Genomic DNA, 25,363 nt, shown 5'->3' on the forward strand with positions numbered 1-25,363 from the left:
CCGGTCAGCGTATCCCTCCGGGGACTCACCGACGGCGCGTCGGACGTGCGGTCGGGGCGGCGGCGAGGGGGTCCTCCGGCCACGGATGGCGCGGGTAGCGGCCCCGCAGGTCGGCCCGGACCTGGGAGTAGCCCTGCTGCCAGAAGGAGGTGAGGTCGCTCGTGATCGCGACCGGACGCCGCGCGGGCGACAACAGGTGCAGCACGACGGGGACCCTCCCGTCCGCGACGGCGGGCGTGGCGGTCCAGCCGAACACCTCCTGGAGCTTCACCGCCAGGACCGGCGGCTCGGCGCCGTCGTAGGTCAGCCGCACCTGAGAGCCCGACGGGACGCGGAGCCGCTCGGGCGCGAGCTCGTCGAGCCGGGTCGCCGCGGGCCACGGCAGCAGTCGCCGCAGCCCCGACAGCACGTCGATGCGGGCCAGGTCCCGCCCGTCGCGCACCGCGGCGAGCTCGGGACCGAGCCAGTCGTCGAGCCCGGCCATCAGCGCGTCGTCGTCCACCGCGGGCCACGGGGCGCCGAGGTGGGCGTGGCAGAACGCGAGGCGCTCCCGCAGAGCGAGCGCGCCCTGCGACCAGCGCAGCACGGACAGGCCGCTGCGCCGCAGACCGTCGCGGGCGGCGGCCTGGACGAGCAGCGGGTCCGGCCGTGCCAGCGGGACGTCGTTCAGCACGATCGCACCGAGCGACTCGACCCGCCGGGTCACGATCCGGTCGTCGTCCCAGCGGATCCGGTCGGAGGTCTCCACGAGGTCGGCGGCGACCTCGCGCGCGGTCGCCTCGTCGATCGGTGCCGCGGAACGGATCCTGGCGTCCGCGCGACCAGGTGCCCGGTCGGCGACGGCGACGGCCAGCCAGGTCGCCGGCCGCAACGGCGACCGCGCGTCCAGCGCGGCGCCCGTCCCCCCGGACATCTGGTAGGACACCGACCCGGTCCCCCGGGCCCGCGCGATCCGGTCCGGGTACGCCAGTCCCACGACGATCCCCGCCGCGAGGTCGTCCGGCACCTCGTCCCCACGGTGCAGAGCTCGCCCGCCGCGCGCCACGTCGTCGGGCGCTCCCCGGCCCAGGCGCTCGACCTCGCGGCGCCAGCGGTCGGTGGCCCCGCGGTCCTCGCCGCGGCGCAGGGCGCGCCAGCGCGCCGGCAGGTCGTCCCCGGCCCCGCCGCCGGCGTCGTCCGACAGCAGGGCGACGACCTCGCGCGCCCGGGCGGCGCCGACCCGCGGCGTACCGTCGAGCAGCGCGCGCGCCAGGCGTGGATGCACCCCGAACCGGGCCATCCGCCGTCCCCGCTCGGTGATCCGGCCGCCGTCGTCCAGCGCACCGAAGCTGCGCAGCAGCGTGGTGGCCGCGGACATCGCCGGCGTCGGTGGCGCGTCGAGCAGGGCCAGACCGTCACCGCCGGGCGCGCCCCAGGCCGCCAGGTCGAGGGCGAAGGCGGCCAGGTCCGCGATCGCGATCTCGGGCGCGGCATGGTCCTCGAGGCGCGCGTGGTCGGTCCTCGACCAGCACCGGTAGACCCGGCCGGGCGCCTCCCGCCCCGCGCGACCCGCCCGTTGCTCGGCCGAGGATCTCGAGACCCGGCAGGTGACCAGCGCGCCGAGACCGCGGGACTGGTCGGTCCGCGGCTCCCGGGAGAGCCCGGAGTCCACGACGACCCTGACGCCGGGCACGGTGAGCGAGCTCTCCGCGACCGACGTCGTGACCACGACCCGTCGCTCGTCGGACGGCGCCAGCGCGCGGTCCTGCTCGGACCGTGACTGGCGCCCGAACAGGGGCAGGACGTTGTGACCCGCCAACCGGCGGGTCACACCACCGATCTCCGCCTCCCCCGGGACGAACACGAGGACGTCGCCGTCGTCCTCGGTCAGGGCACGCTCGACGACGGCCGCCACGTGGTCCAGCAGGCGCGGGTCGACCCGCCCGCCGGGGAGCAGCGGGGCCGCGACCGGCGGGGGCGCCCACTCGACCTCGACGTCGAACGCCGTGGCGGTCGCGGTGATCACGGGCGCCGGGGCGTCCGTGCCCAGGACCCGGCTCAGCCGGACCGTGTCCGCGGTGGCCGACGTCGCGACGATCACCAGGTCGTCCCGCAGGTTCTCCCGGACGTCGGCGCAGAACGCGAGGAGCAGGTCGGCGTCGAGATGTCTCTCGTGGCACTCGTCGATCACGATCGCCGCGACGCCCGGCAGCTCCGGGTCCTGCTGCAGACGGCGCACGAGGAGCCCGGTGGTCACGACCTCGACGCGCAGGTCCTTCCCGCCGCGGCGCTCACCGCGCATCGCGTAGCCGACCCGCGTCCCGAGAGGTTCGCCCGTCAGTGCCGCCAACCGCGTCGCGGCCGCGCGGGTCGCCATCCGTCGCGGCTCGGCGACGACGACCGTCCCCTCGAGCGCGTCGGCCAGCGCGAGCGGCAGCAGCGAGGTCTTGCCCGATCCGGGGGGTGCGACCAGCACGGCGGCGCCGTGCGAGCGCACCGCCTCGGTCGTGGCAGGAAGCACCGCCCGGACGGGCAGGTCCGCACCGGGCACGGACACGTCCGGCAGGAGCGCGCCCCGACGGTCGCCGACCACCGCGACGCCGACCGGCTTGCGCCGGGTCAGGACAGCATCACCAGCCGCGCTCGGCGAGCCGCACCGGCTCGGGGTCCTCCTCGACGTTGATGCCGACCATGGCCTCCCCCAGCCCTCGCGAGACCTTGGCGATGACGTCCGGGTCGTCGTGGAAGGTGGTGGCCTGCACGATGGCCTTGGCACGCGAGGCAGGGTCGCCCGACTTGAAGATCCCGGACCCGACGAAGACACCCTCGGCACCGAGCTGCATCATCATCGCGGCGTCGGCCGGGGTGGCGATCCCGCCGGCGGTGAAGAGCACCACGGGGAGCTTGCCCGTCCGCGCCACCTCGGCGACCAGCTCGTAGGGCGCCTGCAGCTCCTTGGCGGCGACGAACAGCTCGTCGGTGGGCAGCGACGTCAGCCGCCGGATCTCCTGGCGGATCTGCCGCATGTGGGTCGTGGCGTTGGACACGTCTCCGGTACCGGCCTCGCCCTTGGAGCGGATCATCGCCGCACCCTCGGTGATGCGGCGCAGCGCCTCGCCCAGGTTGGTCGCCCCGCACACGAACGGCACGGTGAACTGCCACTTGTCGATGTGGTTGGTGTAGTCGGCCGGCGACAGCACCTCGGACTCGTCGACGTAGTCGACGCCGAGCGACTGCAGCACCTGCGCCTCGACGAAGTGGCCGATGCGGGCCTTCGCCATGACCGGCACCGACACCGCGTCGATGATGCCCTCGATCATGTCCGGGTCGCTCATCCGCGCCAGACCGCCCTGGGCACGGATGTCCGCGGGGACCCGCTCGAGCGCCATGACCGCGACGGCGCCGGCGTCCTCGGCGATCTTCGCCTGCTCGGGGGTGACGACGTCCATGATGACGCCCCCGGTGAGCATCTCGGCCATCCCCCGCTTGACGCGGGCCGTGCCCACCTCGCCGACGCCCGTGGAGGGGGCAGGTGTCCCGGTGGTCTCGCTCAACGCAACCTCACAGAGTTCTTCGAGCACGGCGCGGCGACCTCGGCCGCGCCCGTGCCGGCGTGGTCCCACGCCGTAGGTCCCATCCTACGGGGGTTCAGGCCCCCTCGAGCCCGGCCGGCATCTGGTCGTCGAGCTCCACCGTGCGCGGCAGCGGCGCCCGGCCCGCGAGGCGCAGCCAGCGCACGGCGCGCGGACGGCGGGCACGCCGCGCCTGGGCGACCGCCTCGTTGTGGAACCTCCGGGCGAGCTGGGCCCGGTACCAGGACGAGTACAGGTCGCCGACCAGGTCGTCCCCGGTGCCCGTGCTCCGCAGCTCGGCGACGTCGTCGGGGTCCTCGAGCACGGAGCGCAGCGTCATCGACAGGGCCGACTCCGCGCGCTCGCGCTCCGCCGGGAGGCCCGTCAGGGCGAACGCCTCGCTCGGTCGCGGCTCGGCGGGGCGGTCCGGGGTGTCGAGCGCGGCCAGGGCGGCGTCGGCGAGCAGCACCGCGCTGGCCGGGTCCAGCAGCCCCGAGGCGGCCAGGTCCACGCACACCCGCCCGCGGCGGTCGAGCTGTGCCTGCAGCGCGTGCCGGGAGGCGACGACCTTGCGGTGCAGCCGGTCCAGGCGCGAGGCCGTGAGCCAGACCAGCCACAGCACGAGCCCGAGGAGGACGACGACGAGCAGCGCCGTCTCGGACCAGCTCCAGGTCATCGGTCCTCCCCTCCGCGCAGGCGCGGACCGCGGCCCAGGAGCCACGTGGCCCGCCCGGCGAGCAGGTCCTGGCGCACCGCGCCGTCGCCGAGCGCCTCGGAGGCGGCGACGGCCATCTCGTACACGGCCAGCACCCGGGCGGTGACCTGCGACCAGTCGAAGCCGCGCACGAACCGGTGGGCCCGCCGTCGACGCTCCTCGGTCCCGTCCGGGTCCGCGAGCGCCGCCAGGACCGTGGCGGCCAGGTCCTGCGGGTCGCCGGTGCGGAACAGGCGTCCGGCCGCACCGTCGTCGAGCACGCGGCGGAACGCGCCCAGGTCGCTGGCGACGACGCCGGCGCCGGCGCTCATCGCCTCGACCAGGACGATGCCGAAGCTCTCGCCGCCCGTCTGCGGGGCGACATAGAGGTCTGCGGACGCCAGCAGCGTGGCCTTGTCGGCGTCGCTGACGCCGCCGAGCCACTCGAACGCGCCGGCGTGCGCGCCCAGGGCGGCCTCGGCGTCGGCACGACCCTCGTCGCCGCGCCCGGCGACGAGGAAGCGCGCGCCCGGCACCTCGGCCAGGATCCGCGGGGCGGCGGCGGCCAGGACCTGCAGCCCCTTGCGCGGCTCGTCGAGCCGGCCGAGGAACGCCACGGTGGGCGCCTCGGGCGTGCCCTGCCAGCGGGGCGCGGCCGGCACGTCGAAGTCGTCGACGTACACCCCGTTGGGCACCACGACGGCGTCCCCGCCGAGGTGCTCGACCAGCGTGCGGCGCGCGTCCTCGGACACCGCGATGCGCGCCGAGATCTTCTCCAGCGACTGGCGCAGCAGCGGGTGCGCGATCTGCAGGGCGCGCGACCGCACCTGGGAGGTGTGGAAGGTCGCCACCACGGGGCCGTCGGCGACCCACAGGGCCAGCATGGACAGCGACGGGGTCATGGGTTCGTGCAGGTGCAGCACGTCGAACCGCCCCGCGTCGATCCAGCGCCGCACGCGAGCGGCGGCGCGGGGCCCGAAGGCCAGGCGCGCGACCGAGCCGTTGTAGCGCACCGGGACCGCGCGGCCGGCCGGGGTGACGACGTCGGGCACCTCGGTGTCCTCGTCGGCCGGGGCCAGGACAGAGACCTCGTGGCCGCCGTCGCGCAGCGCCTCGGCGAGGTCGCGCACGTGGAACTGCACGCCGCCGGGGGCGTCGAAGGAGTAGGGGCACACGATGCCCACGCGCAGGGGCCGCATCAGATCTCCCCCGCCCGCGCCCTGGTCCGGGCGTAGCGCTCGGGGTCGAGGTCGTCGACGAAGACCTTCTGCAGCATGTGCCAGTCGGCCGTGCGCTCGACGAGGAACTCCCCCACGGCGTCCACCCAGCCCTGGGTGAGCCGGGCGATCTGGGTGCGGTGGTCGGCCGCGTCGGGCACCGGGACCGGCGGCAGGAACCGGATGACGATCCCCCAGGCCGACCCGGCCCGCCGGCGGCGCTCGCCGTGCAGCCGTTCGTGGAAGATGCCCACGGGGACCAGCGGGGCGTCGGCGGCCAGGGCGAGAGCGGCGGGGCCCGCCGCGACGCGCGCGCGGTGACCGCGCAGGTCGACCTCGACGCCCCGGGCCGTCAGGTCCCGGTCGGCCAGCAGCGGGACGAGCCGGGGGCCGTCCTCGGCGCCGCGCACGAGGTCGCGGAAGACCCCGTCGTCGCCCAGGGCCAGCACGTCGATGCCGATCGAGCGGCGGAACGCGACGAACTCGGTGAACAGCGCGGCGGGCTCGAGCCGTTCGGCCACCGTCAGCACGGGCGCCAGGTGCGGGGTCGCCCACGCGCCGGCGAGGTCCCAGTTGCCCGCGTGCGTCAGCGCCAGCACCACCGAGCCGCCGTCGTCGAGCACCGGCCGGACGTTCTCCTCGCCCTCGGCGCGCACGCGGGCGGCGAGCTGGTCGGCGTCGGCGCCCTGGAGGGTGAACGCCTCGCGGAAGTAGCGCAGGTAGCGGCGCATCCCCTCGCGGGACAGCCGGCGTACGGCCCGGGCGTCCAGGTCGGGCCGGATACGGGCGTAGTTCGCCTCCAGCCGGCGCACCCCGGCGCCGTGGCGCAGCCAGGTCAGGTCCGCGGCCAGGGTGGCGGCCGCCCGCAGCACCGGTTCGGGCACCCGGTGGGCGTGCCGCCAGGCGAACGTGTACAGCGCGGCGACGTCCATCAGGCCTCCTCGAGGTCCGGGCGACCGCCCAGGTGGATCTGGCGGCGGACCGTCGCGATGCGCTGCACCACGGTGACCAGGCTCGCCGCCGCCAGCAGGGTCAGCGCCACCACGGCCACCAGGACGGGCAGCCCGACCTGCACGAACGCGATCGGCGCCAGGGCGATCACCAGGCGGTCGGTGCGCGCGGCGATGCCGACGTCCGCCGTCGCCCCCACCGACTCGGCGCGCGCCCGCGCGTACGGCACCACCGAGCCCAGCACGAGGCAGGCCAGGGCGGCCGTCGTGCCCCAGGTGGCGTACGGCACCTCGGGGTGCAGCACGAACCACAGGGTGATGCCCGCGAAGACGGCGCCGTCGGAGATCCGGTCCAGGGTCGAGTCCAGGAACGCGCCCCAGGGACCGGTCCGCCCGCTGAGGCGCGCCATCACGCCGTCGAGCGAGTCGGTCAGGGCGAACAGCCCGACGAGGATCCCGCCGAGCAGCAGGTGACCGGTCGGCAGCAGGGTCAGGGCGAGCACGGTCACGACGACGGTCCCGGCGACGGTCACCGCGTCCGGGGACACTCCCCGGCGGAGCAGCAGGTGCGCCAGCGGGGTGAACAGTCGCTGCATGGTGGCCCGCAGGCGGCCGAACATGGGTGCTCCTCGGTCTCTCGTCACGCCGGCGCCGACCGGCGCCGCCAGGGTAGCGGTCCGGTCGGCTCAGGCGGCGGGCCACGCCGCGGCGAGGCGCTCGCGGGTGTCCGCGAGGAGCTCCGGCAGCGACTTCGTCCGCCCGACCACGGGCAGGAAGTTCGCGTCGCCGAGCCAGCGGGGCACCACGTGCTGGTGCAGGTGCGCGGCGATGCCGGCCCCGGCGACCTCGCCCTGGTTCATCCCGAGGTTGAACCCGGCCGGGGCGTAGACCTGTCGCACGACCTGCATCGCCGTCTGCGTCAGCTCGGCCAGCTCGAGCGTCTCCTCCGGCGTCAGGTCCGGGTAGTCCGAGACGTGCCGGTAGGGCAGCACCATCAGGTGGGCGCTGTTGTACGGGTACAGGTTGAGCACCACGTAGCACGTCGTCCCCCGGGCGACGAGGAGTCCGTCGGCGTCGTCGCCCGCCGGGATGCGGCAGAACGGGCACTGCGCCACCGAGGAGTCGGCCGGCTTGTCCTGCCCACCGATGTAGACCATGCGGTGCGGCGTCCACAGCCGCGCCATGTCGTCCTCCGGCGGGCCGAACCGGTCCGCCGGCACCAGCTCGGGTCCGGTCTCCGGGTCCGTCACGTCAGACCTGCTCGCGCTCGCGGACGGCGGTGACGATGCGCTCGACGGCCTGGTCCACCGGCACGCCGTTCTCCTGGGTCCCGTCGCGGAACCGGAACGAGACCGCGCCGGCCTCGGCGTCCTCGCCGCCGGCGATGAGGACGAACGGCACCTTCTGCTTGGCGGCGTTGCGGATCTTCTTGCCGAACCGGTCGTCGGAGACGTCGAGCTCGGCCCGGATGCCCTGGGCCCGCAGCCGGGCCACCACGTCGCCCAGGTAGTCGTCGAAGGCCTCGGCCACGGGCACGGCCAGTACCTGCACGGGGGCGAGCCAGGCCGGGAAGGCCCCGGCGTAGTGCTCGAGCAGGACGGCGAAGAACCGTTCGATGGAGCCGAAGAGCGCGCGGTGGATCATCACCGGGCGCTGCCGGGTGCCGTCCGCGGCGGTGTACTCCAGGTCGAACTTCTCCGGCAGGTTGAAGTCGAGCTGGATCGTCGACATCTGCCAGGTGCGGCCGATGGCGTCCTTGGCCTGCACCGAGATCTTCGGGCCGTAGAAGGCGGCCCCGCCCGGGTCCGGCACGAGGTCCAGGCCGGAGGCGGTGGCGACCTCCTCCAGGGTGCGGGTCGCCTCCTCCCAGGCCTCGTCGTGGCCGACCGACTTCTCCGGGTCGCGGGTGGACAGCTCGAGGTAGAAGTCGTCCAGGCCGTAGTCCTTGAGCAGGTCCAGGACGAAGGTCAGCGTGGTGGCGAGCTCGTCGCGCATCTGGTCGCGCGTGCAGTAGATGTGCGCGTCGTCCTGGGTGAAGCCGCGGGCGCGGGTCAGCCCGTGCACGACGCCGGACTTCTCGTACCGGTAGACGGTCCCGAACTCGAACAGGCGCAGCGGCAGCTCGCGGTAAGAGCGACCGCGCGAGTCGAAGATCAGGTTGTGCATCGGGCAGTTCATCGGCTTGAGGTAGTAGTCCTGGCCGGGCTTGCGCACGGTGCCGTCGTCGTCGAGCTCGGCGTCCAGGTGCATCGGCGGGTACATCCCGTCCGCGTACCAGTCCAGGTGCCCGGAGGTCTCGAACAGCCGTCCCTTGGTGATGTGCGGGCTCGCCACGAACGAGTAGCCGCCCTCGACGTGCTTGCGCCGGGAGTAGTCCTCCATCTCGGTGCGCACGATGCCGCCCTTGGGGTGGAACACCGCCAGCCCGGAGCCGATCTCGTCGGGGAAGCTGAACAGGTCCATCTCGCTGCCCAGGCGGCGGTGGTCGCGGCGCTCGGCCTCCGCGAGGCGCTCGAGGTAGGCCTTGAGCTCGTCCTTGCTCGGCCAGGCGGTGCCGTAGACCCGCTGCAGCTGCGGGTTCTTCTCGCTGCCGCGCCAGTAGGCCGCCGCCGAGCGCATGAGCTGCACGCCGTTGCCGATGAGCTTCGTCGAGGGCAGGTGCGGTCCCCGGCACAGGTCGGACCAGACGACCTGCTCGCTGTCGCGACCGGCGCCGCGCACGTTGTCGTAGATGGTCAACTCGCCGCCGCCGACCTCGACCGACGATCCGTCCTCGTCGGAGGAGCCTCCCTTGAGCCCGATGAGCTCGAGCTTGTACGGCTCGGCGGCCAGCTCGGCGCGGGCCTCGTCCTCGGTCACCACGCGACGACGGAAGGTCTGGCCCTCCTTGACGATGCGGGCCATCGCCTTGTCGAGCTTCTTGAGGTCCTCGGGGGTGAACGGCTCGACGACGTCGAAGTCGTAGTAGAAGCCGTCGGTCACCGGCGGGCCGATACCGAGCCGCGCGTCGGGGTTCACCTGCTGCACCGCCTGGGCCAGCACGTGCGCCGCGCTGTGGCGCAGCACCGCCAGGCCGTCCGGCGAGTCGACGGTCACGGGCTCGACGACGGTGCCGGCCGCGAGCTCGCGGGACAGGTCCAGCAGCTCGCCGTCGACGCGCATCACCACGACCTCGCGTCGGTCGGCGAAGAGCTCGGTGCCCGTGGTCGTGGTCTCCACCGTCACCGCATCAGAGGGCCGGGTGGGGTTCGCGACGACGTCGGACACGGTGGTGCTCCTTGTGCTGGTGGTCGGGGGCGGCGGCCCTGCGGACCGCCGAGGGGCGCCGCCCGGTGGCGACGCCCCCTCGATCGTACCGACCCGGCGCCCGCGGGAGCGACGTGCACGGCCCCGCACGGGCTCCCTCGGAGGGACGTCGCGGTGGTCCGACGCCCCGAGCATTCATGTGAAGGGATTCACATGCTCCCGTCTTCCCAGGTCAGCAATTGTGGTCTTACCATAGTGACAGGCGCCGGATCGGCGTCGAGAAACCGGCCGCGAGGGACGCGACCCGGAACCTCGGAGGGGAACATGACCACCATCGACCGCACCACGACCACCAGCACCACCGGCAACCGCGCGGTGCGCATCGTCGGCATCCTCGGCCTCGTCGCCGGGCTGGTGATGATCGTCGCCGGCGCCGTCACCTGGGCCACGGTCAGCTCGCAGCTCAGCGCCCAGAACATCACCGTCTCCGAGGACGCCGCGTTCCTCGGCGGGGACGTCGTCGACGGCCCGTTCTCCGCCTACGCCCAGGCGCAGATCATCGACGAGCACGCGCTGGCCGCGACGGACGGGCTCACCTACGCCGAGCTCGACCGCGAGGACCCGCTGCGCGACACCGCGATGAACGCCTCCTTCCTGCGGGCGTCGCTGTTCACCTCGGTCGTCGCCTACGGCGTGAGCGCGCTGGTCATCGGTCTCGGCGTCGTGGTCGGGGTCTTCGGCTGGTCGCTGCGCTCGCTGGCCGCCGAGCCGGCCGCGAAGCCCGCCGCCACCGCCTGACCACCACGGCCTGACCGGCCTCGCGCAGGGCCCGCTCCCCCACGGGGGGCGGGCCCTCGCCGTGCCCGGACCGACCCGGCAGGATGGCCCCGTGGAGACCTCCGACGGACCCGGCGGCCCGCCCGCGGCGGCCCGCACGGCACCTACCCTCGACGAGCTCGACGAGCTCGTCGTCTCGTGCCGCGCCTGCCCCCGCCTCGTCGCCTGGCGCGAGCAGGTGGGCCGGGAGAAGCGCGCGGCGTTCCGCGACCAGACCTACTGGGCCCGCCCGGTCCCGGGCTTCGGCGACACCCGCGCCGCCGTCGTCGTCGTGGGACTCGCCCCCGCCGCCCACGGCGCGAACCGCACGGGCCGCATGTTCACCGGCGACCGCAGCGGGGACTTCCTGTTCGCCGCCCTGCACCGGTGCGGGTTCGCGAACCAGTCCACCTCGACCGGGCGCGACGACGGCATGGTCCTCGACGGCGTGCGCCTGGTGGCCCCGGTGCGGTGCGTCCCGCCCGACAACCGGCCCACCCCTGACGAGCGCCGCCGGTGCGCGCCCTTCCTGGCGCGCGAGCTGGAGCTGCTGGCGCCGACGCTGCAGGTCGCGGTCGCGCTCGGCGCCCTCGGATGGAACGCGCTGCTCGCCGCCCTGGCCGGCCAGGGCTGGGCGGTGCCGCGGCCACGACCGCGGTTCGGGCACGGGGCCGCGATCGATCTCGCACCGGTCGACGGCGGACCGGGACGCCTCACGGTGCTCGGCAGCTACCACGTGTCCCCGCACAACACCTCGACGGGTCGGCTGACCCCCGCCATGCTCGACGCCGTGCTGGACCGGGCGGCGGCGCTCACCGGCCGGGAACGTCGCCCGGCTCCACCGGCTGCCCCGCCGACGGTGCGGCAGCCACCGCGGTGACGGTGCCGCTGACCTCGCACACCGCCGCCAGGGTGTTGTAGACCGTGCCGAACTTGCGCAGGTTGGCGTGCACCAGCTCCACCCGGCGGGCAGGCTCCTCGGTGACCACCCGCAGGTCGTAGCGGATCGCCACGAACCGCGGCGGAGAGTCCTGACGCCGGAGCTCGACGTCGACGGCGGCCGCGTCGTAGGCGAAGTCCAGCAGCGCCCCGGACCGCGCCAGGTTCTTGAGCAGGCAGGCGGCGAACGCCCCGCCGAGCAGGTCCGCCGGACCCGGCGCCCCGGTCGGCGCCGACGCCCAGGCCGCGTCCAGCGGCACGGCTGTCCCTCCCGCGACGACCTCCGCCTCGCCCCGGGCGACGGATCGTGCCGAGACCCGGTACACGAGCGGTGCGGCACCCGACCCGCCGGCCGGCGTGCTCACGACAGGCGCCCCGTGGTCGCGGCCGCCCGTGTCGCGCCGGCGCAGCACCGGCCCGGACGCTCGCCGGAGAAGGGCATGGTGGTCCGCACGTCGGCGCTCCTTCCGCTGCCCCCGATCGTACGCCGCACGGCTAGGGTCGGGCCGTGACCCACGCACCCGATCGCGCCGAACCCCCGCTCCGCGCCGACGAGGCGACGACGCTGCGCGCGTTCCTCGACTACCACCGGGACACGCTGCGCCGGAAGACGTCCCGCCTCACCGACGTCCAGCTGCGCACCCCGCTGGCGCCCTCGACGATGACCCTCGGCGGACTGCTCAAGCACCTGGCCTACGTCGAGAGCGTCTGGGTCTCGGTGCGTCTGCACGGCGGTGACCACCTGCCCCCGTTCGACACCGTCGACTGGTCGGACGACCCCGACTGGGACTGGCACTCCGCGGCCGACGACACCGGCGACGCGCTGCGCGCGCTGTACGACCGCACGGTCGCCGCGGTCGACGAGCTGCTCGACGCCGCCCTGGCCGGCGACGGGCTCGAGCAGCTCTCCGTGCGGGAGGACCGGCACGGCGGCGGCTCGTTCAGCCTGCGCTGGATCCTGGTGCACCTGGTCGAGGAGTACGCCCGGCACAACGGTCACGCCGACCTGCTGCGCGAGGCGCTGGACGGCCAGACCGGGGAGTAGACGCCTCAAGCGGGGCGCCGGCCGCGCTGGGTGGCGATGATCTGCTCGGAGACGAAGGCCACCACGACGGCGATCAGGACCACCGGCGTCATCGCGGCGGCGTTCGAACCCAGCAGGATGACCACCAGCACCGCGGAGGCCACGGGGTACGGCAGCACGGCGGCGGTCGCGGCGCCCATCCCGGCCGCCATGGCGGGGATCGCCCCGTAGCCGGGCAGGCCCGAGACCAGCACACCCGCGGCCGCGCCGAGGAGAACGGCGGGGAAGATCGCCCCGCCGCGCAGCGCCCCGAGCGACACCCCGTAGCCGAGCGACTTGAACGCGATCAGCGCGATCAGCACCGGGACGGACCAGGCCGCCGGGTCGGAGGCCAGCGGGGCGAGCATGCCCTGACCGCTGAGCGTGACCTCCTCGGGCGAGCGCCCGGTGAGCAGGGAGTAGGCGGCGGCGCTCAGACCGACGACCAGCGCGGCGCCGACCGCGGCCGCCATCGGGCGGGACGACGCGAGCGTGCGGGTCCACCGCCCCAGGTGGTGCACCTGCCGGACGGCGAAGGCCGTCGCGACGGCGAACGGCACGGTCCACAGCACGTCACCCAGGTCCGGGCGGGCGGGTCCGTCGAGCGGCGGGAGCGACAGCGAGGCGATCTCCAGACCCGTCCAGGACCCCATCCCGGTGAAGACGAGGAAGCCGACGCCGGAGGACAGCAGGGCGGGCAGCACGACCCGCGCCAGCCGGGGACCGCCGAGCCCCGCCGCCTCCAGCACGAAGATCGCGGCCACCAGCGGGCTGCCGAAGATCGCGGCCAGCGCGGCCGCGGCACCGGCGAGGGTGATCAGCGCCCGGGCGGCCGGCTCCTCGAGCGCGGCCAGGGGTCGCACGACGATGAGGGCGAAGGCGGAGCCGAGGGCGAGCAGCGGCGCCTCGGGGCCCAGGACCACACCCAGCGGCAGGCCGCCGAGGGCGGCCAGGAGGATCCCCGGCACGGCGCGCGCGGCGACCGGGTCGATACCCAGACCGTCGATGGGGACGTGGCCGCCGTGGCCCGGGAGCCACTTGATCGCCACGCCGACCAGCACGCCACCGAGGAGGAGCCACGGCACGGCCCACCACCACGGCACGTCGGCGTACCCCAGGTCCTCGGGCAGGGTGACCCAGACGGTGTGCTCCAGGGCGTGCAGCAGGGCCAGGAAGCCGAAGGCCACGAGCGACACCGGGATGCCGACCCCGGCGGCGAGCAGGAGCACGCCGACGTACCCGCGCGTGCGGGCCGCCTGCTGCTCGTCGGACAGCGTCTCCTCGGACGGCGGTGCCGGCGCTCCCTGGTCCTCGGTCGTCACCGTCGCGTCAGCCGAGGATCTTGGCCTTGGCGGCGGCGAACTCGGCGTCGGTCAGCAACCCCGCCGAGCGCATGTCGCCGAGCTGCTGCAGCTGGGACATCGTGTCGCTGCCGGTGCCCGACGGCGACGGGGCCGCGGGCTGGGCCTGCTGCATCTGCTGGGCCTGCTGGGCGAGCAGCTGCTGCATCTGCTGCTGCTGGGCCAGCTGGGCCTGCTGGGCGTTGTACGCCTCCGCCGAGGCCTGCTGGGTGGCCCGGGCATCGGCACGGTTGTTCATGCCCCGGCTCACGGCGTTCGCGGTACCGGCGATCACGGCGGTGCGCGCCATCGTGCCGATCAGCCCCGGACGGCCGACTCTCCTGACCATCTCAGTCCTCCTCGCTCAGAGCGGCCGCGAGCTCCTCGATCGCGGCCGCGGGCACGGTCGTCATGTCGATCAGGCGTCCGCCGGCGTCGCGGACGGCGCCGGCCAGCCCGGTCGCCCAGGTGTGCTCGAACACCAGCATGCCGACGGCGCTGCCTGGTGCCAGGTCCTCGGCGATGGCGTCGACGTCGTCCTCGGCGAGCAGGCCGGCGGGCTCGCCGACGAGGTCGCCGAGCTCGGAGCCGGCGTCGACGGCCTCGAGCCACTCCACGTCGCCGTCGAGGTCCCGACGGATCGCCAGGGCGTCCAGGACGTTGATCGTCCCGGCGTCCTGCAGGCGGGTCAGCTCGGCGAGGATCTCGCCGGTGAACTCGGTGTGCGGGAACTCGACCAGAAGGAGCTCCACGGGTGCGGTGACTTTCATGACCTGCCTTTCCGTCGGTCCTGGGCGGCGACCGGCCGTCCCGGGCGAGAGTCGCTCGCCGGGGGCGAACGCGCTGGTCACCCGCGACGATCATGGTGCGCCCGTCGGCCCGGCGCAACACGAGCACCGGCCGCGTGAGGGCGGCCGCCCGGGGACGGTTCGGGCGCGTTTGGTGAGACGGCTGTGAACGCCGTCGTGTCGTCCCGACACGCCGCCTCGGGCAACGGACCATGGTGGGGTGCCTCGCGACGACACCCCCATCTACGACGCCCTCGCCCGCGAGTTCGAGACCGGGCGCCCGCTGCTGCACGTGGCGCGCGCGCTCGGCGGCGACCCCCTCGGCGACCCCTTGGCGCGGACGCGGGCCACCGAGGTGCGGTTCACCTCCGAGGACGCGGACCGCCTGCCCCGTCGGTCGCGCCGGAACCGCCGCGGCGACGCCCGCGACTGAGCGGGATCTGCCGGGGTTCGATCTTTTTTCATCGGTGTGCATCCAAACCGGTCCGGGGACGCGAACACCGGGTGTCAACAGGACGAGCGCCCCGCCGATGGCGGCGGGGCCGACACCAGGAGGACACATGCGTACGACCCGAACCACGGCCGCGATCGGGGCCACCGCGCTGGCCGCCGTCGCCGGCACCGCATTCGCCCTGCCCGCCTCCGCCGACGGACATGCCGCGATGCTGTCCGTCCTGCACGGCGTGCCGGACACGACCGTGGACGTGTACGTCAACGGTGACCTCACCCTGGACGACTTCGAGCCCGGCGACCTGGCCGGCCCCCTCGAGCTCGACCCGGACACCTACACGGTGGCCATCACCGCCGCGGACGCCGAGGACGACTCCGACCCGGTCATCGGGCCGGTCGACCTCCCGCTCGAGGGCGGCATGAGCTACACGGCCGCCGCGCACCTCGACGCCGAGGGATCGCCGACGGCGACGCTGTTCACGAACGACACCTCGGAGATCGCCGCCGGCGAGGGACGCCTGACCGTCCGGCACGTGGCTGCGGCCCCGGCCGTGGACGTCCTGGCCGGCGAGGACCCGGTCATCGAGGGCCTGGAGAACCCGGACGAGGCCGTGCTGGACCTGCCGGCCGGCACGGTGCCCGCCGCGGTGGCCGCCGCCGGGACCACCGACCCGGTGCTCGGGCCGGCCGACGTCGACGTCGCCGAGGGCGTCAACACGATCGTGTACGCCTGGGGTTCGCTCGAGGACGACTCGCTGGCCCTCGCGACGCAGACGGTCGAGGGCATGCACTCCGCTCCGGACGGCGTGGACGCCGGCACCACCGGCGCGGCCGCGACCGACCACCACGGGTTCTTCACGCCGTTCACCATCGGCGCGATCATGAGCCTGCTGGCCGGCTTCGTCATCGTGGTCGCTCTCCGGGAGGGCGTCCGGGCGCACCGGGCACGCCGGTGACACGCACGCACCGCACCGCGGCGGGCCGGGCCGTGCGCCCGGTCCGCCGCGTCGCGGTCGCATCGGTGGTCGCCCTCGTCGTCTCGACGCTCGCCGGGGTCCTGCTGGTCACCGGCGACGACACGGCGACGGTCGGGGCCGACGTGCCGCGGGCCGACGCGACGACGGTCACGACTCCCCCGGCGTCGTCGGCCCCGGACACGCCGTCCGCCACACCCAAACCCGCGCAGCAGGACGGGGCGGACAGGGCGCAGGACCGCAGCGGGCTCGACCTGCCGGAGGTCCCCGTCGCGTCGGCCGCGCTGACCGAGGCGGCTCCCGCGCCGCCACCCGACCGGCTGGTGGTCCACGGACTGCTGGAGACACCCGTCCGCCCGGTGGGCGTGGACCCCGACGGCACGATGGAGCTCCCGGAATCGGGCGACGTGGCGGGCTGGTACCGCTTCGGCCCCGCACCGGGAGACCCGCAGGGCGCGACGGTCCTCGCGTCCCACGTCGACACCCAGGACGGCGTCGGGCAGTTCGCCCGGCTCACCGAGGCCTCGGCGGGCGACGACATCACGGTGACCGACGCCGACGGGACCCGGCACCGGTACACCGTCACGGACGTCACGCGCTACTCGAAGGAGGCGGTGCCCCTGGACCAGTTCTTCGACCGCTCGGGCGAGCGACGACTGGTGCTGGTCACCTGCGGCGGCCGCTGGGACGCCGAGGCCGGGCACTACGAGGACAACCTGGTGGTCACGGCCGTGGCGACGTGACGCACGACGGCGGAGGCGCTAGGTTCGATGCACAGCCGCCGAGGAGCGGGACGAGCGGGAACACGGAGGTTCTGTGACCACTGGGGCCGAAGGCGCCGCACCGGCGGCCGCCGACCCCGACGCAGACGTCCAGGCCGCGTTCGCGGCCGGGACCGAGGACGGCCTCGCGGCGGCCTACCGTCGCTGGTCGGCCCTGGTGCACACGGTCGCGCTGCGGTCACTGGGCGAGCCGTCGGACGCCGAGGACGTCACGCAGCAGGTGTTCGTCGCCGCCTGGCAGGCCCGGGGTTCGTTCGACCCCGGCCGGGCCAAGCTGTCGACGTGGCTGCTCGGCATCGCGCGGCACAAGATCGCCGACGTGCACGCCTCGCGCGAGAGGCTCCGGCGGCAGCGCCAAGCCGCCGAGGCGTTCACGCCGAACCCCGTGGGTGAGAACGACCCCGTCGGTTCTCCCGTGGTGGACCGCGCGATCGTCACCGACGAGCTGGACCGTCTCGGCGACCCGGCCGGTACGATCCTGCGGCTCGCGTTCTACCGGGACATGACGCACACGCAGATCGCCGAGGAGCTCTCCCTGCCCCTCGGCACCGTCAAGAGCCATGTCAGACGAAGTCTGACCCGGCTGCGGACACGATTGGAGGTGGATGGTGCAGCACGTTGACCCTGAGCTCCTCGCGCTCCTCGCGCTCGGGGAGCAGGACGCGGTCTCCGACGACGAGCGCGCCCACCTCGAGGCGTGCCCGACCTGCCGGGCGGACCACGACGGCCTCGCCCAGGTGGCGACGACCGCGCGCGACCTCGGCCCCGACGAGCTGGTGGCGCCGCCGCCGGCCGTGTGGGACCGGATCCGCGCCGAGATCGCGGAGCCGGAGACCGCTGACGCCGGCCCCACGACCCAGGACGTCGAAGCCGCCGAGGCCGAGGTCGTCGACCTGGCCTCGCGCCGGCGCCCGGCGGCTCTCTGGGCGGCGGCCGCGGCGAGCGCGGCCCTGGTCGTCGGCGTCGGCGGCGGTGTCGCCTGGGAACGCGCACGTGGTCCGCAAGAGACCCCGGCACCCACGCCCGTCGCGGTCGCCGAGGCCGAGCTCGAGGCGCTGCCCGACTGGCCCGGCTCCACGGGCAGCGCCACGGTCGCACAGGCCGCCGGCGGCGAGCGGGAGATCGTCGTCTCTGTCGCGGGGGCCGACGGGTCCACCGCGGACGCCTACCGCGAGGTGTGGCTCATCGCCGACGACCTGAGCGGCATGGTCAGCCTCGGCGTCCTCGAGGGCGACTCCGGCACGTTCCCGGTCCCCGAGGGCCTCGACCTGGAGCGCTACTCCCTGGTGGACGTCTCGGAGGAGCCGTTCGACGGCGACCCGACGCACTCGGGCGACTCCATCGTGCGGGGCGGCCTGACGCAGGCCTGAGCCACCGGTGCGGGCCACGACGACGTCGTGGCCCGCACCGTGAGCACTGTCACAACTCCTCGGCGCGCTGCGCCCTCGAGCACGGGGCTACGTTCGAAGAACAGGGAGGACGACGACGGTCCTCCCCGTCGAGAACGGAGGCTCGTCATGAAGGCTGTCCAGTACCGCGCCATCGGATCTCGACCGGAGGTCGTCGAGATCGACCGCCCGGACCCTGCTCCGGGCGAGGTCCTGCTCAAGGTGACCGCATCCGGCCTGTGCCACTCCGACGTGTTCGTCATGGAGATGCCCGAGGAGGCCTACACCTATGGGCTACCGCTCACGCTCGGGCACGAGGGCGCCGGCGTGGTCGAGGCCGTGGGCGAGGGCGTCGACCCCGACCTGGTCGGCACCAGCGTCGCGGTCTACGGCCCGTGGGGCTGCGGCACCTGCTACCGCTGCGCGGCGGGCGAGGAGAACTACTGCGAGCGCGCCACCGAGCTGGGGATCGCCCCGCCCGGGCTCGGCTCCCCCGGCTCGATGGCCGAGTACATGATCGTCGACTCCCCGCGGCACCTGGTGCCGATCGGCGACCTCGACCCGGTGCAGGCCGCGGCGCTGACCGACGCCGGGCTGACCCCGTACCACGCCATCAAGCCCGCGCTGCCGCGTCTGGTGCCGGGTTCCACCGCCGTCGTCCTCGGCGTCGGCGGTCTCGGCCACCTCGGCATCCAGATGATCAAGGAGCTCTCCGGCGCCCAGGTCGTCGCTCTCGACGTCACCGAGGACAAGCTGCAGCTCGCCCGCGACGTCGGCGCCGACCACGCGATCATGTCCGACGACGATGCGGTGCAGAAGGTCTCGGAGCTCACCGGAGGGCGCGGGGCCGACCTCGTCGTGGACTTCGCCGGCGCCCAGGCGACCATCGACCTCGGCCAGCAGATGCTCGGCGTCGGCGGGCGGTTCACGCTCGTCGGCATCGCCGGCGGCGGGCCCGCCGCCAAGGTCGGGTTCTTCCAGGTGCCGTTCGAGTCGGAGTTCGTGGTGCCCTACTGGGGCTACCGGGACGAGCTGTTCGAGGTCCTGCGCCTGGCCCGGCAGGGACGGTTGACCGTCCACACCGAGGAGTTCGCGATCGACGACGCACCGGCCGCCTACGACAAGCTCTGGGACGGGACCCTGCGAGGTCGCGCCGTCGTCCGGCTCTGAGCCGACTGGCGGTGGCGGCGCCGGCCCCGTCCGACGCCGCCACCGCCGTGGCCGTCGCCGGCCTCTTCTGTTCACCGCGTGCGGGGCGTAGAGTCGACCTCATCACAACCGGACACGGATGTCCGGTGAGTGGAGAGGAGAGGTCGATGGTCAACAGCTTCGACGACACCTACGACGTCGTCGTGGTCGGGTCGGGCGCCGCAGGTCTCACGGCTGCGCTGGGCGCGGTGGACGAGGGGCTCACCGTGCTGGTCGTGGAGAGCACCGAGAAATGGGGCGGCAGCACGGCGATGTCCGGCGGCGGGCTCTGGCTGCCCGACAACCCGGTGATGCGGCGCCAGGAGGTCGGCGACTCCCGGGCGGAGGCGCTGGACTACCTCGAGCGGACCGTGGGCGACGAGGGCACCAGCACGTCGCGCGCCCGCAAGGAGGCCTTCGTCGACGGCGTCGAGGACTACATCGAGACCGCGGAGAAGTACGGCGTGGAGTTCGTCCGCGCACGCAACTACCCGGACTACTACCCCGAGACCCCCGGCGGGAAGATCGGCCGCGCCGTGGAGGTCAAGCCCTTCAACGCCCGCCGGCTCGGCGACCTCGCCCGGACCCAGCGCGCGCTGCTCCCCCTGCCGGCCATGACCGACGACGTCTGGCAGCTGCAGCGCGCCTGGTCCACGTTCGACGGGTTCCTCCGGGGGGCGCGGTTCACCTTCCGCACCCTCGGCGCCCTGCTGACCGGGCAGCGGAAGATGGGCATCGGCGGTGCGCTCACCGGCGCGCTCGGGCACGCGGTCTTCGTCGAGCACGGCGTCCCGCTGTGGATGTCCTCCCCCGCCCAGCGACTGCTCACCGACGGCGGCGCCGTCGTGGGCGTGGAAGTGCTCCGCGACGGTTCCCCGGTACGGGTCGGGGCCCGCCGAGGCGTCGTGCTCGCCACCGGCGGCTTCGACCACAACGCCCCGTGGCGGCGCAAGTACCACGGCGTCGAGAGCCACCCGTCGGGCAACCCCGGCAACCTCGGGCAGGGGCACGAGATGGCCGAGGAGGTCGACGCCGCGTTCGAGCTCATGGACGACGCCTGGTGGGGAGCGTCGGTCCGCCCGCCGGAGGGGCACCCCGCCTCCTTCCTGGTCGGCGAACGCTCGCTGCCGTACTCGATCATCGTCGACAGCGAGGGCCGGCGGTTCACCAACGAGGCGGAGTCCTACGTCGACCTCGGACACAGGATGCTCGAGCACGACACCGACGGCACCTACTGGTTCGTCCTCGACCGGCGGTTCGTGCGCCGCTACCTGCGGGCCTTCGCCATGGACCCCCGCGCGACGCGCGCCATGAAGGAGCAGGGGATCATCGTCGAGGCGGACACCCTCGCCGAGCTGGCCGACACCCTGGGCTTCGACCACGACGTGTTCCGCGCCACCGTGCAGCGCTTCAACGGGTTCGCCCGCAGCGGCCGGGACCAGGACTTCGGTCGCGGGGACTCGGCCTACGACCGGTACTACGGCGACCCGACGGTCCGGCCCAACCCCTGCCTCGGCCCGCTGGAGAAGGGTCCGTTCGTCGCCTACCAGGTCGTCATCGGCGACCTCGGGACCAAGGGCGGCGTCGTCACCGACACCGAGGGCCGCGCGCTGCGCGCGGACGGCTCCGTCATCGCAGGTCTCTACGCGGCGGGCAACGCCTCGGCATCCGTCATGGGCCGGACCTACCCGGGCCCCGGCTCCACGATCGGCCCGGCCTCGGTGTTCGGGCTGCGGGCCGCGCGCGACATGGCGCGGCGCACGACCGCCTGAGCGTCCGAGGTCCCGGGTGACGGCACACCGGGAACGACGAAGGCCCCGACCGGCGGTGACGCCGGTCGGGGCCTGAGACTGATGCATGAGCAGGCGACACCTGACGTTGGCTGACGACGTGGATGGCCGTCCCCAGCGTGGCCACGGACCTGGCCGGAACGCGAAGCGGCAAGACGGCCGAGTGACCTCTTCGGGACGCCGCCGATCCCCGCCGTGCCCGTGGCCACCTCAGCGACCCGACCGCGACCCCGCACCAACCCGCCGACCTGACTCGGGGAGCGTCGAACGAACAGCGTTCACGCAGTGGGCGACCGCATCCGGCTGGACATGCGGACCGCCCCGGGGGCGGCCTGCGCGACGAGAGCCCGGTGCCCTCCACCGCCTGAGGCGGCGTGGCGGACCCGTTCGCCTAGCGTGGGAGGCGTGGAACGGTTCGAGGCGTCGGCGCTGACCCACATGCTCGTCGTGGCCGACGTCGAACGCAGTCGCGACTGGTATGTCCGCGTGCTCGATGCCCACGTGGCCGGCGAGTACGGCGGAACGTCGGTCGTGCTCGAGCTGCTGGGGAGCTGGATCCTGCTCGTGACCGGCGGGGGTCCCGACGCGGGCAAGCCGACCGTGACCCTGGCCCCGCCCGCCGATCCCGACCGCCCGTGCGCCCAGCTCGTCTTCCGCGTCGACGACTGCCTGGGGCTCTACGAGCTCCTGTCGGCCCGTGGCGCGGAGTTCCTAGCCGCACCCGACGTCCGTGACGGCGAGACCCGCGCGTTCTTCCGCGATCCCGACGGCCATCTGTTCGAGATCTCCGAGCTCACCTGAGCCACCGAGCCGTCGGCGCGGCGTGCGTCGGCGCATCGGAGTAGCCTCCGTGTGAGGCGGTCACAGCTCCCGGCCCCGAACCGCTGAACGGAGGCCGGCCGTCGGGAAGAAAGGGTCACATGCCATGGCCGACAAGCTGGCGTCGGGGTCGACCGTCACGGTTCGCAGCGACGATCCCACCGTCTTCACCAACCCCGACGTACTGAGCCACCTGGCCAAGGTGGTGTGGCAGGACGTGGACGGCAACCTAGCGTTCACGACCGAGTCCCCGAAGGTGGCGGCCGCGCAGACGGCATGGGCTCGCCAGATGCCGCCGACGATCTTCGAGCTCGTCGAGGGCAGGCTCTACCACGCGTCCGGTTTCCAGCTGTGCTCAACACTGATCGTCGTCGGTGACGACGGTCTGACCATCGTGGACCCAGGAGAGAACGACGACCGCGCTGCGGCGACCCGCGAGGTCTTCGCGCAGTTCTCGGACCTGCCGGTCAAGGGCGTCGTCTACACCCATCGGCACCCGGACCACGCCTTCGGAGCGGCAGGCTGGGGGGTGACCCAGGAGCAGGTCGACTCGGGCGAGGTCAAGATCATCGCCTCGGAGAACTTCGTGCCCAATCTCGTCGAGGACACCGGTGTCGTCGGCCCCATCCTGACCCAGCGCACCGCCTACAGCGGCCCCTACCTCGGCCCTGGCGAGGACGGATGGATCACCATCGGGCTCGGTCCTGACTTCCGGACCGGCCCTCTGTCGCTGTTCATGCCGAACGTGCTCGTCGACGAGTTCGAGCCTCTCGAGGTCACCGTGGCCGGTGAGTCGATGGTGGTCTTCGGCGCCTACGGCGATGCCGGCACCGACGAGATCTGCCTCTACCTCCCCGAGCACCGCCACGTGCACGGCTCCGAGACGATCCAGGGTGAGACCTTCCCCAACCTGTACACGCTGCGAGGAACCGGCTACCGCAACCCCACGCTGTGGTACAAGGGCATCGATCGGCTCCTGCCGTACGCTCGCAAGGCCGACAGCTACTCGGGCTCGCACATGCGCGCCTGGGTCGGCAACGACTTCATCGTGGAACGGGTCACCAACTACCGTGACGCCATCCAGTACGTCCACGACCAGACCGTCCACCACATCAACCGCGGGTACAAGCTCGACCAGCTGGCCGAGGCCGTCGTCCTACCCCACCAGTTCGCCCAGGACCCGTGGCTCATGGAGTTCTACGGTTCGGTCGCGCACTCGGTGCGCAACATCTACGCCGGTCTGATCGGCTGGTTCCAGGGCGACGCCACCGAGCTGGCCCGACCGGGTTTCTTCGAGCTCTCCCGCAAGTACGTCGCCGCGATGGGCGGACGCGACCAGGTGCTCGCCCTGGCTCGTCAAGCCGTGGCGGACGAGGAGTTCGGATGGTCCGCGGAGCTCCTCACCCACGTGACCCGCGAGAACCCGGACGACAAGGAGGCCAGGGACGTCAAGGCCGAGGCTCTGCGCCAGTGGGGCTACCTGCAGACCAACATCTACTGGCGCACCCTCGCCCTGTCGGCTGCCGGCGAGCTCGACGGGACCCTGGACCGGTCGGCTCCGTGGAACTTCGCCGACCCCGTCATCGTCGCGGCCCTGCCGACCACCAAGATCCTCGATACCTTCCGGGTCCGCCTGAATGCCGAGCGCGCCACCGGCAAGGAGATCGTGATCGGCCTCGACGTGACCGACACCGGTGAGAAGGCGACGTACCACGTCCGCAACCAGGTGGCGGTCTTCCACGACACCGCCCCGGACGCACCGGACGCCACCGTCAGAGCGACCAAGGCCGCGATGCTGCAGATGTTCGCCACCGGGAAGGCGCCGGAGCACACGGTGGCGGGGTCCGAGGCTGCGGTGGCGGAGTTCCTCCATCTGCTCGACACGTTCGAGCCGAACAAGATCGACCTCGTGCTGCCGAACGACTGACACGGCCCCCACGCAGCATGCGCGGATCCCGGCCGGCCGCGCGGCGGGTCATGGGGTGTGGGTGGTGGGCGTCCTACGGCGAGACCCGCTGCTGGACACGGGCAGCGGTGCAGTGCTCATCTCCTCAGGCAACGCCCGGCTCCAAGCACGGCCAGGCACCATATTGGGACTGCTGCACGGAGAGGTGACACCATGTGGTGCCTTGAGGCACTAGTGGAAGGACTCGCCCCGCGCCTGACCCCACCCCCGAGGCGAGTCGGCGCAGCAGCTTCGGGTGTCGACACGACGCACCAGTCGGAGTCCACCGTCGCAGGCCGTAGATGCCCAGCGCCGCTCCACGGGACTTCCCAAGCAACGCGAAAGGCCCTCCGACTCCGCGTTTCCGCTGCTCAGAGGGCCTTTCTCGGTGGGCGATACTGGGTTCGAACCAGTGACCTCTTCGGTGTGAACGAAGCGCGCTACCACTGCGCCAATCGCCCGAGTGCGTGGTCGATACTAGCCACAGATCCGGGGTTGCTCCAAACCGGATCGGTGCGGCGTGGCCCACACCCACGCAACGACGCCCCAGGTCACGGGTCGAGGCGCTCCCGGCAGTTCTTCTCGAAGACCTCCCGCACGGCGAGCGTGATCTCACCCGGGGCGACGTCGACGCCGTCGAGCCAGGTGATGGGCTGGACGTTGCGCCCCGAGGAGGTCAGTGCGAGCCCGACCTGCCCGGTCGTCACCTCGTCCAGCACGGCGAACGGCAGCTCGCCCTCCTCCGCCTCCCGCACCGGCAGCCCGGCTTCGGTGCCCCACTCGAGCACGAGCGCCCGGGTGATCCCGGCCAGGCACCCCGTGGACAGGGTCGGCGTGAGGAGCTCGCCGCCACGCTCGACGAAGATGTTCGATCCCGTGCCCTCGCAGAGCTCGCCCACCGTGTTGGGCAGGATCGACTCGTCGCCGCCCTTGGCCTTCGCGTCCGCGAGCGCCACGACGTTCTCGGCGTACGACGTCGTCTTCAGCCCGGCGATGGGCGACCGCTCGTTACGCGGCCACGGCGACCGGGCCGAGCGCGACTCCGGCATCATCACCGAGTCCTGGACGGCGACGACGACGCTCTGCGCGCCGGGGACCCGCATGGAGCCGAGCGGGCCGATCCCGGCCGTGACGGTGATACGCAGCCGGCCGTCAAACGGACCGTCGAGGCGCACCGCCTCGGCGAGCACCGCAGCCACGCCCTCGCGCACCTTCTGCTCGTCGGGCGCCTCCAGCCCGAGGCCGGTCGCCGAGCGGCGCAGCCGCTCCAGGTGCCGCGTCAGCGCGAACACCTGCCCGTCGAACACGGTGCACGTCTCGAAGACGCCGTCACCCACCGTGATGCCGTGGTCGACCGCGCTCAGCACGGCCTCCCCAGCTCCGACCAACCGACCTTCGGCCCAGATCACGAGACTCATGGTGC

The 25,363-nt window shown here is 73.6% G+C and carries 25 protein-coding genes and 1 tRNA gene; 12 read left to right on the forward strand and 14 right to left on the reverse strand.

The window, feature by feature from the left end:
- Nucleotides 1-25 precede the first annotated feature (25 nt).
- The 8 genes from hrpB to thrS all read right to left on the reverse strand — a co-directional run bounded on the left by hrpB (nucleotide 26) and on the right by thrS (nucleotide 9,679).
- Entirely contained in the window at nucleotides 26-2,572 is a 2,547-nt protein-coding gene (gene hrpB / locus V5O49_RS08485) for an ATP-dependent helicase HrpB (RefSeq protein WP_332901840.1), read from the reverse strand.
- Nucleotides 2,573-2,609: 37 nt separating this feature from the next.
- The gene (pdxS, locus tag V5O49_RS08490; RefSeq protein ID WP_332901841.1) at nucleotides 2,610-3,533 is read right to left on the reverse strand and encodes a pyridoxal 5'-phosphate synthase lyase subunit PdxS; all 924 of its coding nucleotides are present in this window, start codon (nucleotides 3,531-3,533) and stop codon (nucleotides 2,610-2,612) included.
- Between the two features lie 94 nt (nucleotides 3,534-3,627).
- Complete coding sequence (locus V5O49_RS08495; RefSeq protein WP_332901842.1) at nucleotides 3,628-4,227, reverse strand: hypothetical protein; 600 nt, start codon at nucleotides 4,225-4,227, stop codon at nucleotides 3,628-3,630.
- On the reverse strand, nucleotides 4,224-5,444 hold the full coding sequence (locus V5O49_RS08500; protein ID WP_405001156.1) for a glycosyltransferase family 4 protein: 1,221 nt from the start codon (nucleotides 5,442-5,444) through the stop codon (nucleotides 4,224-4,226). Before V5O49_RS08500 ends, V5O49_RS08495 begins: the two co-directional genes overlap by 4 nt.
- Nucleotides 5,444-6,394 (reverse strand): phosphatidylinositol mannoside acyltransferase, encoded by a 951-nt coding sequence (locus tag V5O49_RS08505; RefSeq protein ID WP_332901843.1) that lies wholly within the window; start codon nucleotides 6,392-6,394, stop codon nucleotides 5,444-5,446. The genes V5O49_RS08500 and V5O49_RS08505 overlap by 1 nt, the downstream gene beginning before the upstream one ends.
- Nucleotides 6,394-7,032 (reverse strand): phosphatidylinositol phosphate synthase, encoded by a 639-nt coding sequence (gene pgsA, locus V5O49_RS08510; protein WP_332901844.1) that lies wholly within the window; start codon nucleotides 7,030-7,032, stop codon nucleotides 6,394-6,396. Before pgsA ends, V5O49_RS08505 begins: the two co-directional genes overlap by 1 nt.
- Before the next feature lie 66 nt (nucleotides 7,033-7,098).
- The gene (locus V5O49_RS08515) at nucleotides 7,099-7,662 is read right to left on the reverse strand and encodes an HIT family protein (protein WP_405001157.1); all 564 of its coding nucleotides are present in this window, start codon (nucleotides 7,660-7,662) and stop codon (nucleotides 7,099-7,101) included.
- Between the two features lies 1 nt (nucleotide 7,663).
- Complete coding sequence (thrS, locus tag V5O49_RS08520) at nucleotides 7,664-9,679, reverse strand: threonine--tRNA ligase (protein ID WP_332901845.1); 2,016 nt, start codon at nucleotides 9,677-9,679, stop codon at nucleotides 7,664-7,666.
- A gap of 303 nt (nucleotides 9,680-9,982) precedes the next feature.
- On the opposite strand from thrS, the gene V5O49_RS08525 reads away from it, so the two are divergent.
- Both V5O49_RS08525 and V5O49_RS08530 read left to right on the forward strand, forming a co-directional pair.
- Nucleotides 9,983-10,456 (forward strand): aromatic ring-opening dioxygenase LigA, encoded by a 474-nt coding sequence (locus tag V5O49_RS08525; RefSeq protein WP_332901846.1) that lies wholly within the window; start codon nucleotides 9,983-9,985, stop codon nucleotides 10,454-10,456.
- 91 nt (nucleotides 10,457-10,547) lie between these two features.
- Nucleotides 10,548-11,354: a uracil-DNA glycosylase gene (locus V5O49_RS08530; RefSeq protein ID WP_332901847.1), complete on the forward strand. Its 807-nt coding sequence runs from the start codon at nucleotides 10,548-10,550 to the stop codon at nucleotides 11,352-11,354.
- Here V5O49_RS08530 and V5O49_RS08535 read toward each other — a convergent pair.
- Entirely contained in the window at nucleotides 11,287-11,778 is a 492-nt protein-coding gene (locus V5O49_RS08535) for an OsmC family protein (protein ID WP_332901848.1), read from the reverse strand. The genes V5O49_RS08530 and V5O49_RS08535 overlap by 68 nt on opposite strands.
- A 143-nt stretch (nucleotides 11,779-11,921) precedes the next feature.
- On the opposite strand from V5O49_RS08535, the gene V5O49_RS08540 reads away from it, so the two are divergent.
- Nucleotides 11,922-12,458 carry a DinB family protein gene (locus V5O49_RS08540; protein WP_332901849.1) on the forward strand — a complete coding sequence of 179 codons (537 nt, stop codon included), beginning with the start codon at nucleotides 11,922-11,924 and terminating at the stop codon, nucleotides 12,456-12,458.
- Nucleotides 12,459-12,463: 5 nt separating this feature from the next.
- Here V5O49_RS08540 and V5O49_RS08545 read toward each other — a convergent pair whose 3' ends face one another.
- Genes V5O49_RS08545 through V5O49_RS08555 form a run of 3 tightly spaced genes read right to left on the reverse strand, consistent with a single transcriptional unit; the run spans nucleotide 12,464 to nucleotide 14,568 of the window.
- On the reverse strand, nucleotides 12,464-13,798 hold the full coding sequence (locus V5O49_RS08545) for a chloride channel protein (RefSeq protein WP_332901850.1): 1,335 nt from the start codon (nucleotides 13,796-13,798) through the stop codon (nucleotides 12,464-12,466).
- A 7-nt stretch (nucleotides 13,799-13,805) separates the two neighbouring features.
- Nucleotides 13,806-14,165: an SHOCT domain-containing protein gene (locus V5O49_RS08550; RefSeq protein ID WP_332901851.1), complete on the reverse strand. Its 360-nt coding sequence runs from the start codon at nucleotides 14,163-14,165 to the stop codon at nucleotides 13,806-13,808.
- Between the two features lies 1 nt (nucleotide 14,166).
- Nucleotides 14,167-14,568 (reverse strand): DUF6325 family protein, encoded by a 402-nt coding sequence (locus V5O49_RS08555; protein WP_332901852.1) that lies wholly within the window; start codon nucleotides 14,566-14,568, stop codon nucleotides 14,167-14,169.
- A gap of 256 nt (nucleotides 14,569-14,824) precedes the next feature.
- Here V5O49_RS08555 and V5O49_RS08560 point away from each other — a divergent pair, with 256 nt between their 5' ends.
- The 9 genes from V5O49_RS08560 to V5O49_RS08600 all read left to right on the forward strand — a co-directional run bounded on the left by V5O49_RS08560 (nucleotide 14,825) and on the right by V5O49_RS08600 (nucleotide 23,922).
- Nucleotides 14,825-15,037, forward strand: coding sequence for a hypothetical protein (locus tag V5O49_RS08560; protein ID WP_332901853.1), 213 nt, complete (start codon nucleotides 14,825-14,827; stop codon nucleotides 15,035-15,037).
- A 127-nt stretch (nucleotides 15,038-15,164) separates the two neighbouring features.
- Nucleotides 15,165-16,010, forward strand: a complete 846-nt coding sequence (locus tag V5O49_RS08565; protein ID WP_278234555.1) for a DUF4397 domain-containing protein — start codon at nucleotides 15,165-15,167, stop codon at nucleotides 16,008-16,010.
- Nucleotides 16,007-16,771, forward strand: a complete 765-nt coding sequence (locus tag V5O49_RS08570; protein WP_332901854.1) for a class F sortase — start codon at nucleotides 16,007-16,009, stop codon at nucleotides 16,769-16,771. The genes V5O49_RS08565 and V5O49_RS08570 overlap by 4 nt, the downstream gene beginning before the upstream one ends.
- 73 nt (nucleotides 16,772-16,844) lie before the next feature.
- Nucleotides 16,845-17,432 (forward strand): RNA polymerase sigma factor, encoded by a 588-nt coding sequence (locus tag V5O49_RS08575; RefSeq protein ID WP_332901855.1) that lies wholly within the window; start codon nucleotides 16,845-16,847, stop codon nucleotides 17,430-17,432.
- Complete coding sequence (locus V5O49_RS08580; RefSeq protein WP_332901856.1) at nucleotides 17,416-18,180, forward strand: anti-sigma factor; 765 nt, start codon at nucleotides 17,416-17,418, stop codon at nucleotides 18,178-18,180. The genes V5O49_RS08575 and V5O49_RS08580 overlap by 17 nt, the downstream gene beginning before the upstream one ends.
- A 147-nt stretch (nucleotides 18,181-18,327) precedes the next feature.
- Nucleotides 18,328-19,368 (forward strand): NAD(P)-dependent alcohol dehydrogenase, encoded by a 1,041-nt coding sequence (locus V5O49_RS08585; protein WP_332901857.1) that lies wholly within the window; start codon nucleotides 18,328-18,330, stop codon nucleotides 19,366-19,368.
- A gap of 146 nt (nucleotides 19,369-19,514) precedes the next feature.
- A complete protein-coding gene (locus tag V5O49_RS08590; protein WP_332901858.1) occupies nucleotides 19,515-21,158 on the forward strand; it encodes an FAD-binding protein in 1,644 nt (547 codons plus the stop codon).
- Nucleotides 21,159-21,581: 423 nt separating this feature from the next.
- Complete coding sequence (locus V5O49_RS08595) at nucleotides 21,582-21,977, forward strand: VOC family protein (RefSeq protein WP_332901859.1); 396 nt, start codon at nucleotides 21,582-21,584, stop codon at nucleotides 21,975-21,977.
- A 124-nt stretch (nucleotides 21,978-22,101) separates the two neighbouring features.
- Nucleotides 22,102-23,922 (forward strand): alkyl sulfatase dimerization domain-containing protein, encoded by a 1,821-nt coding sequence (locus V5O49_RS08600; RefSeq protein WP_332901860.1) that lies wholly within the window; start codon nucleotides 22,102-22,104, stop codon nucleotides 23,920-23,922.
- A gap of 407 nt (nucleotides 23,923-24,329) precedes the next feature.
- Here V5O49_RS08600 and V5O49_RS08605 read toward each other — a convergent pair.
- Both V5O49_RS08605 and V5O49_RS08610 read right to left on the reverse strand, forming a co-directional pair.
- Nucleotides 24,330-24,401 (reverse strand) — tRNA-Val (locus tag V5O49_RS08605).
- 90 nt (nucleotides 24,402-24,491) lie between these two features.
- Nucleotides 24,492-25,358: an aminotransferase class IV gene (locus V5O49_RS08610; protein ID WP_332901861.1), complete on the reverse strand. Its 867-nt coding sequence runs from the start codon at nucleotides 25,356-25,358 to the stop codon at nucleotides 24,492-24,494.
- Between the last annotated feature and the right edge of the window lie 5 nt (nucleotides 25,359-25,363).

It is taken from the genome of Isoptericola haloaureus (genome assembly GCF_036689775.1).
Lineage (GTDB): Bacteria > Actinomycetota > Actinomycetes > Actinomycetales > Cellulomonadaceae > Isoptericola > Isoptericola haloaureus.

Coding starts and splice junctions, on each gene's coding strand:
- V5O49_RS08590 (WP_332901858.1), top strand. CDS start 19,515: ATGGTCAACAGCTTCGACGACACCTACGACGTCGTCGTGGTCGGGTCG.
- V5O49_RS08600 (WP_332901860.1), top strand. CDS start 22,102: ATGGCCGACAAGCTGGCGTCGGGGTCGACCGTCACGGTTCGCAGCGAC.
- V5O49_RS08550 (WP_332901851.1), bottom strand. CDS start 14,165: ATGGTCAGGAGAGTCGGCCGTCCGGGGCTGATCGGCACGATGGCGCGC.
- V5O49_RS08585 (WP_332901857.1), top strand. CDS start 18,328: ATGAAGGCTGTCCAGTACCGCGCCATCGGATCTCGACCGGAGGTCGTC.
- V5O49_RS08500 (WP_405001156.1), bottom strand. CDS start 5,444: ATGCGGCCCCTGCGCGTGGGCATCGTGTGCCCCTACTCCTTCGACGCC.
- V5O49_RS08610 (WP_332901861.1), bottom strand. CDS start 25,358: ATGAGTCTCGTGATCTGGGCCGAAGGTCGGTTGGTCGGAGCTGGGGAG.
- V5O49_RS08505 (WP_332901843.1), bottom strand. CDS start 6,394: ATGGACGTCGCCGCGCTGTACACGTTCGCCTGGCGGCACGCCCACCGG.
- pgsA (WP_332901844.1), bottom strand. CDS start 7,032: ATGTTCGGCCGCCTGCGGGCCACCATGCAGCGACTGTTCACCCCGCTG.
- V5O49_RS08565 (WP_278234555.1), top strand. CDS start 15,165: ATGCGTACGACCCGAACCACGGCCGCGATCGGGGCCACCGCGCTGGCC.
- V5O49_RS08495 (WP_332901842.1), bottom strand. CDS start 4,227: ATGACCTGGAGCTGGTCCGAGACGGCGCTGCTCGTCGTCGTCCTCCTC.
- V5O49_RS08580 (WP_332901856.1), top strand. CDS start 17,416: ATGGTGCAGCACGTTGACCCTGAGCTCCTCGCGCTCCTCGCGCTCGGG.
- V5O49_RS08525 (WP_332901846.1), top strand. CDS start 9,983: ATGACCACCATCGACCGCACCACGACCACCAGCACCACCGGCAACCGC.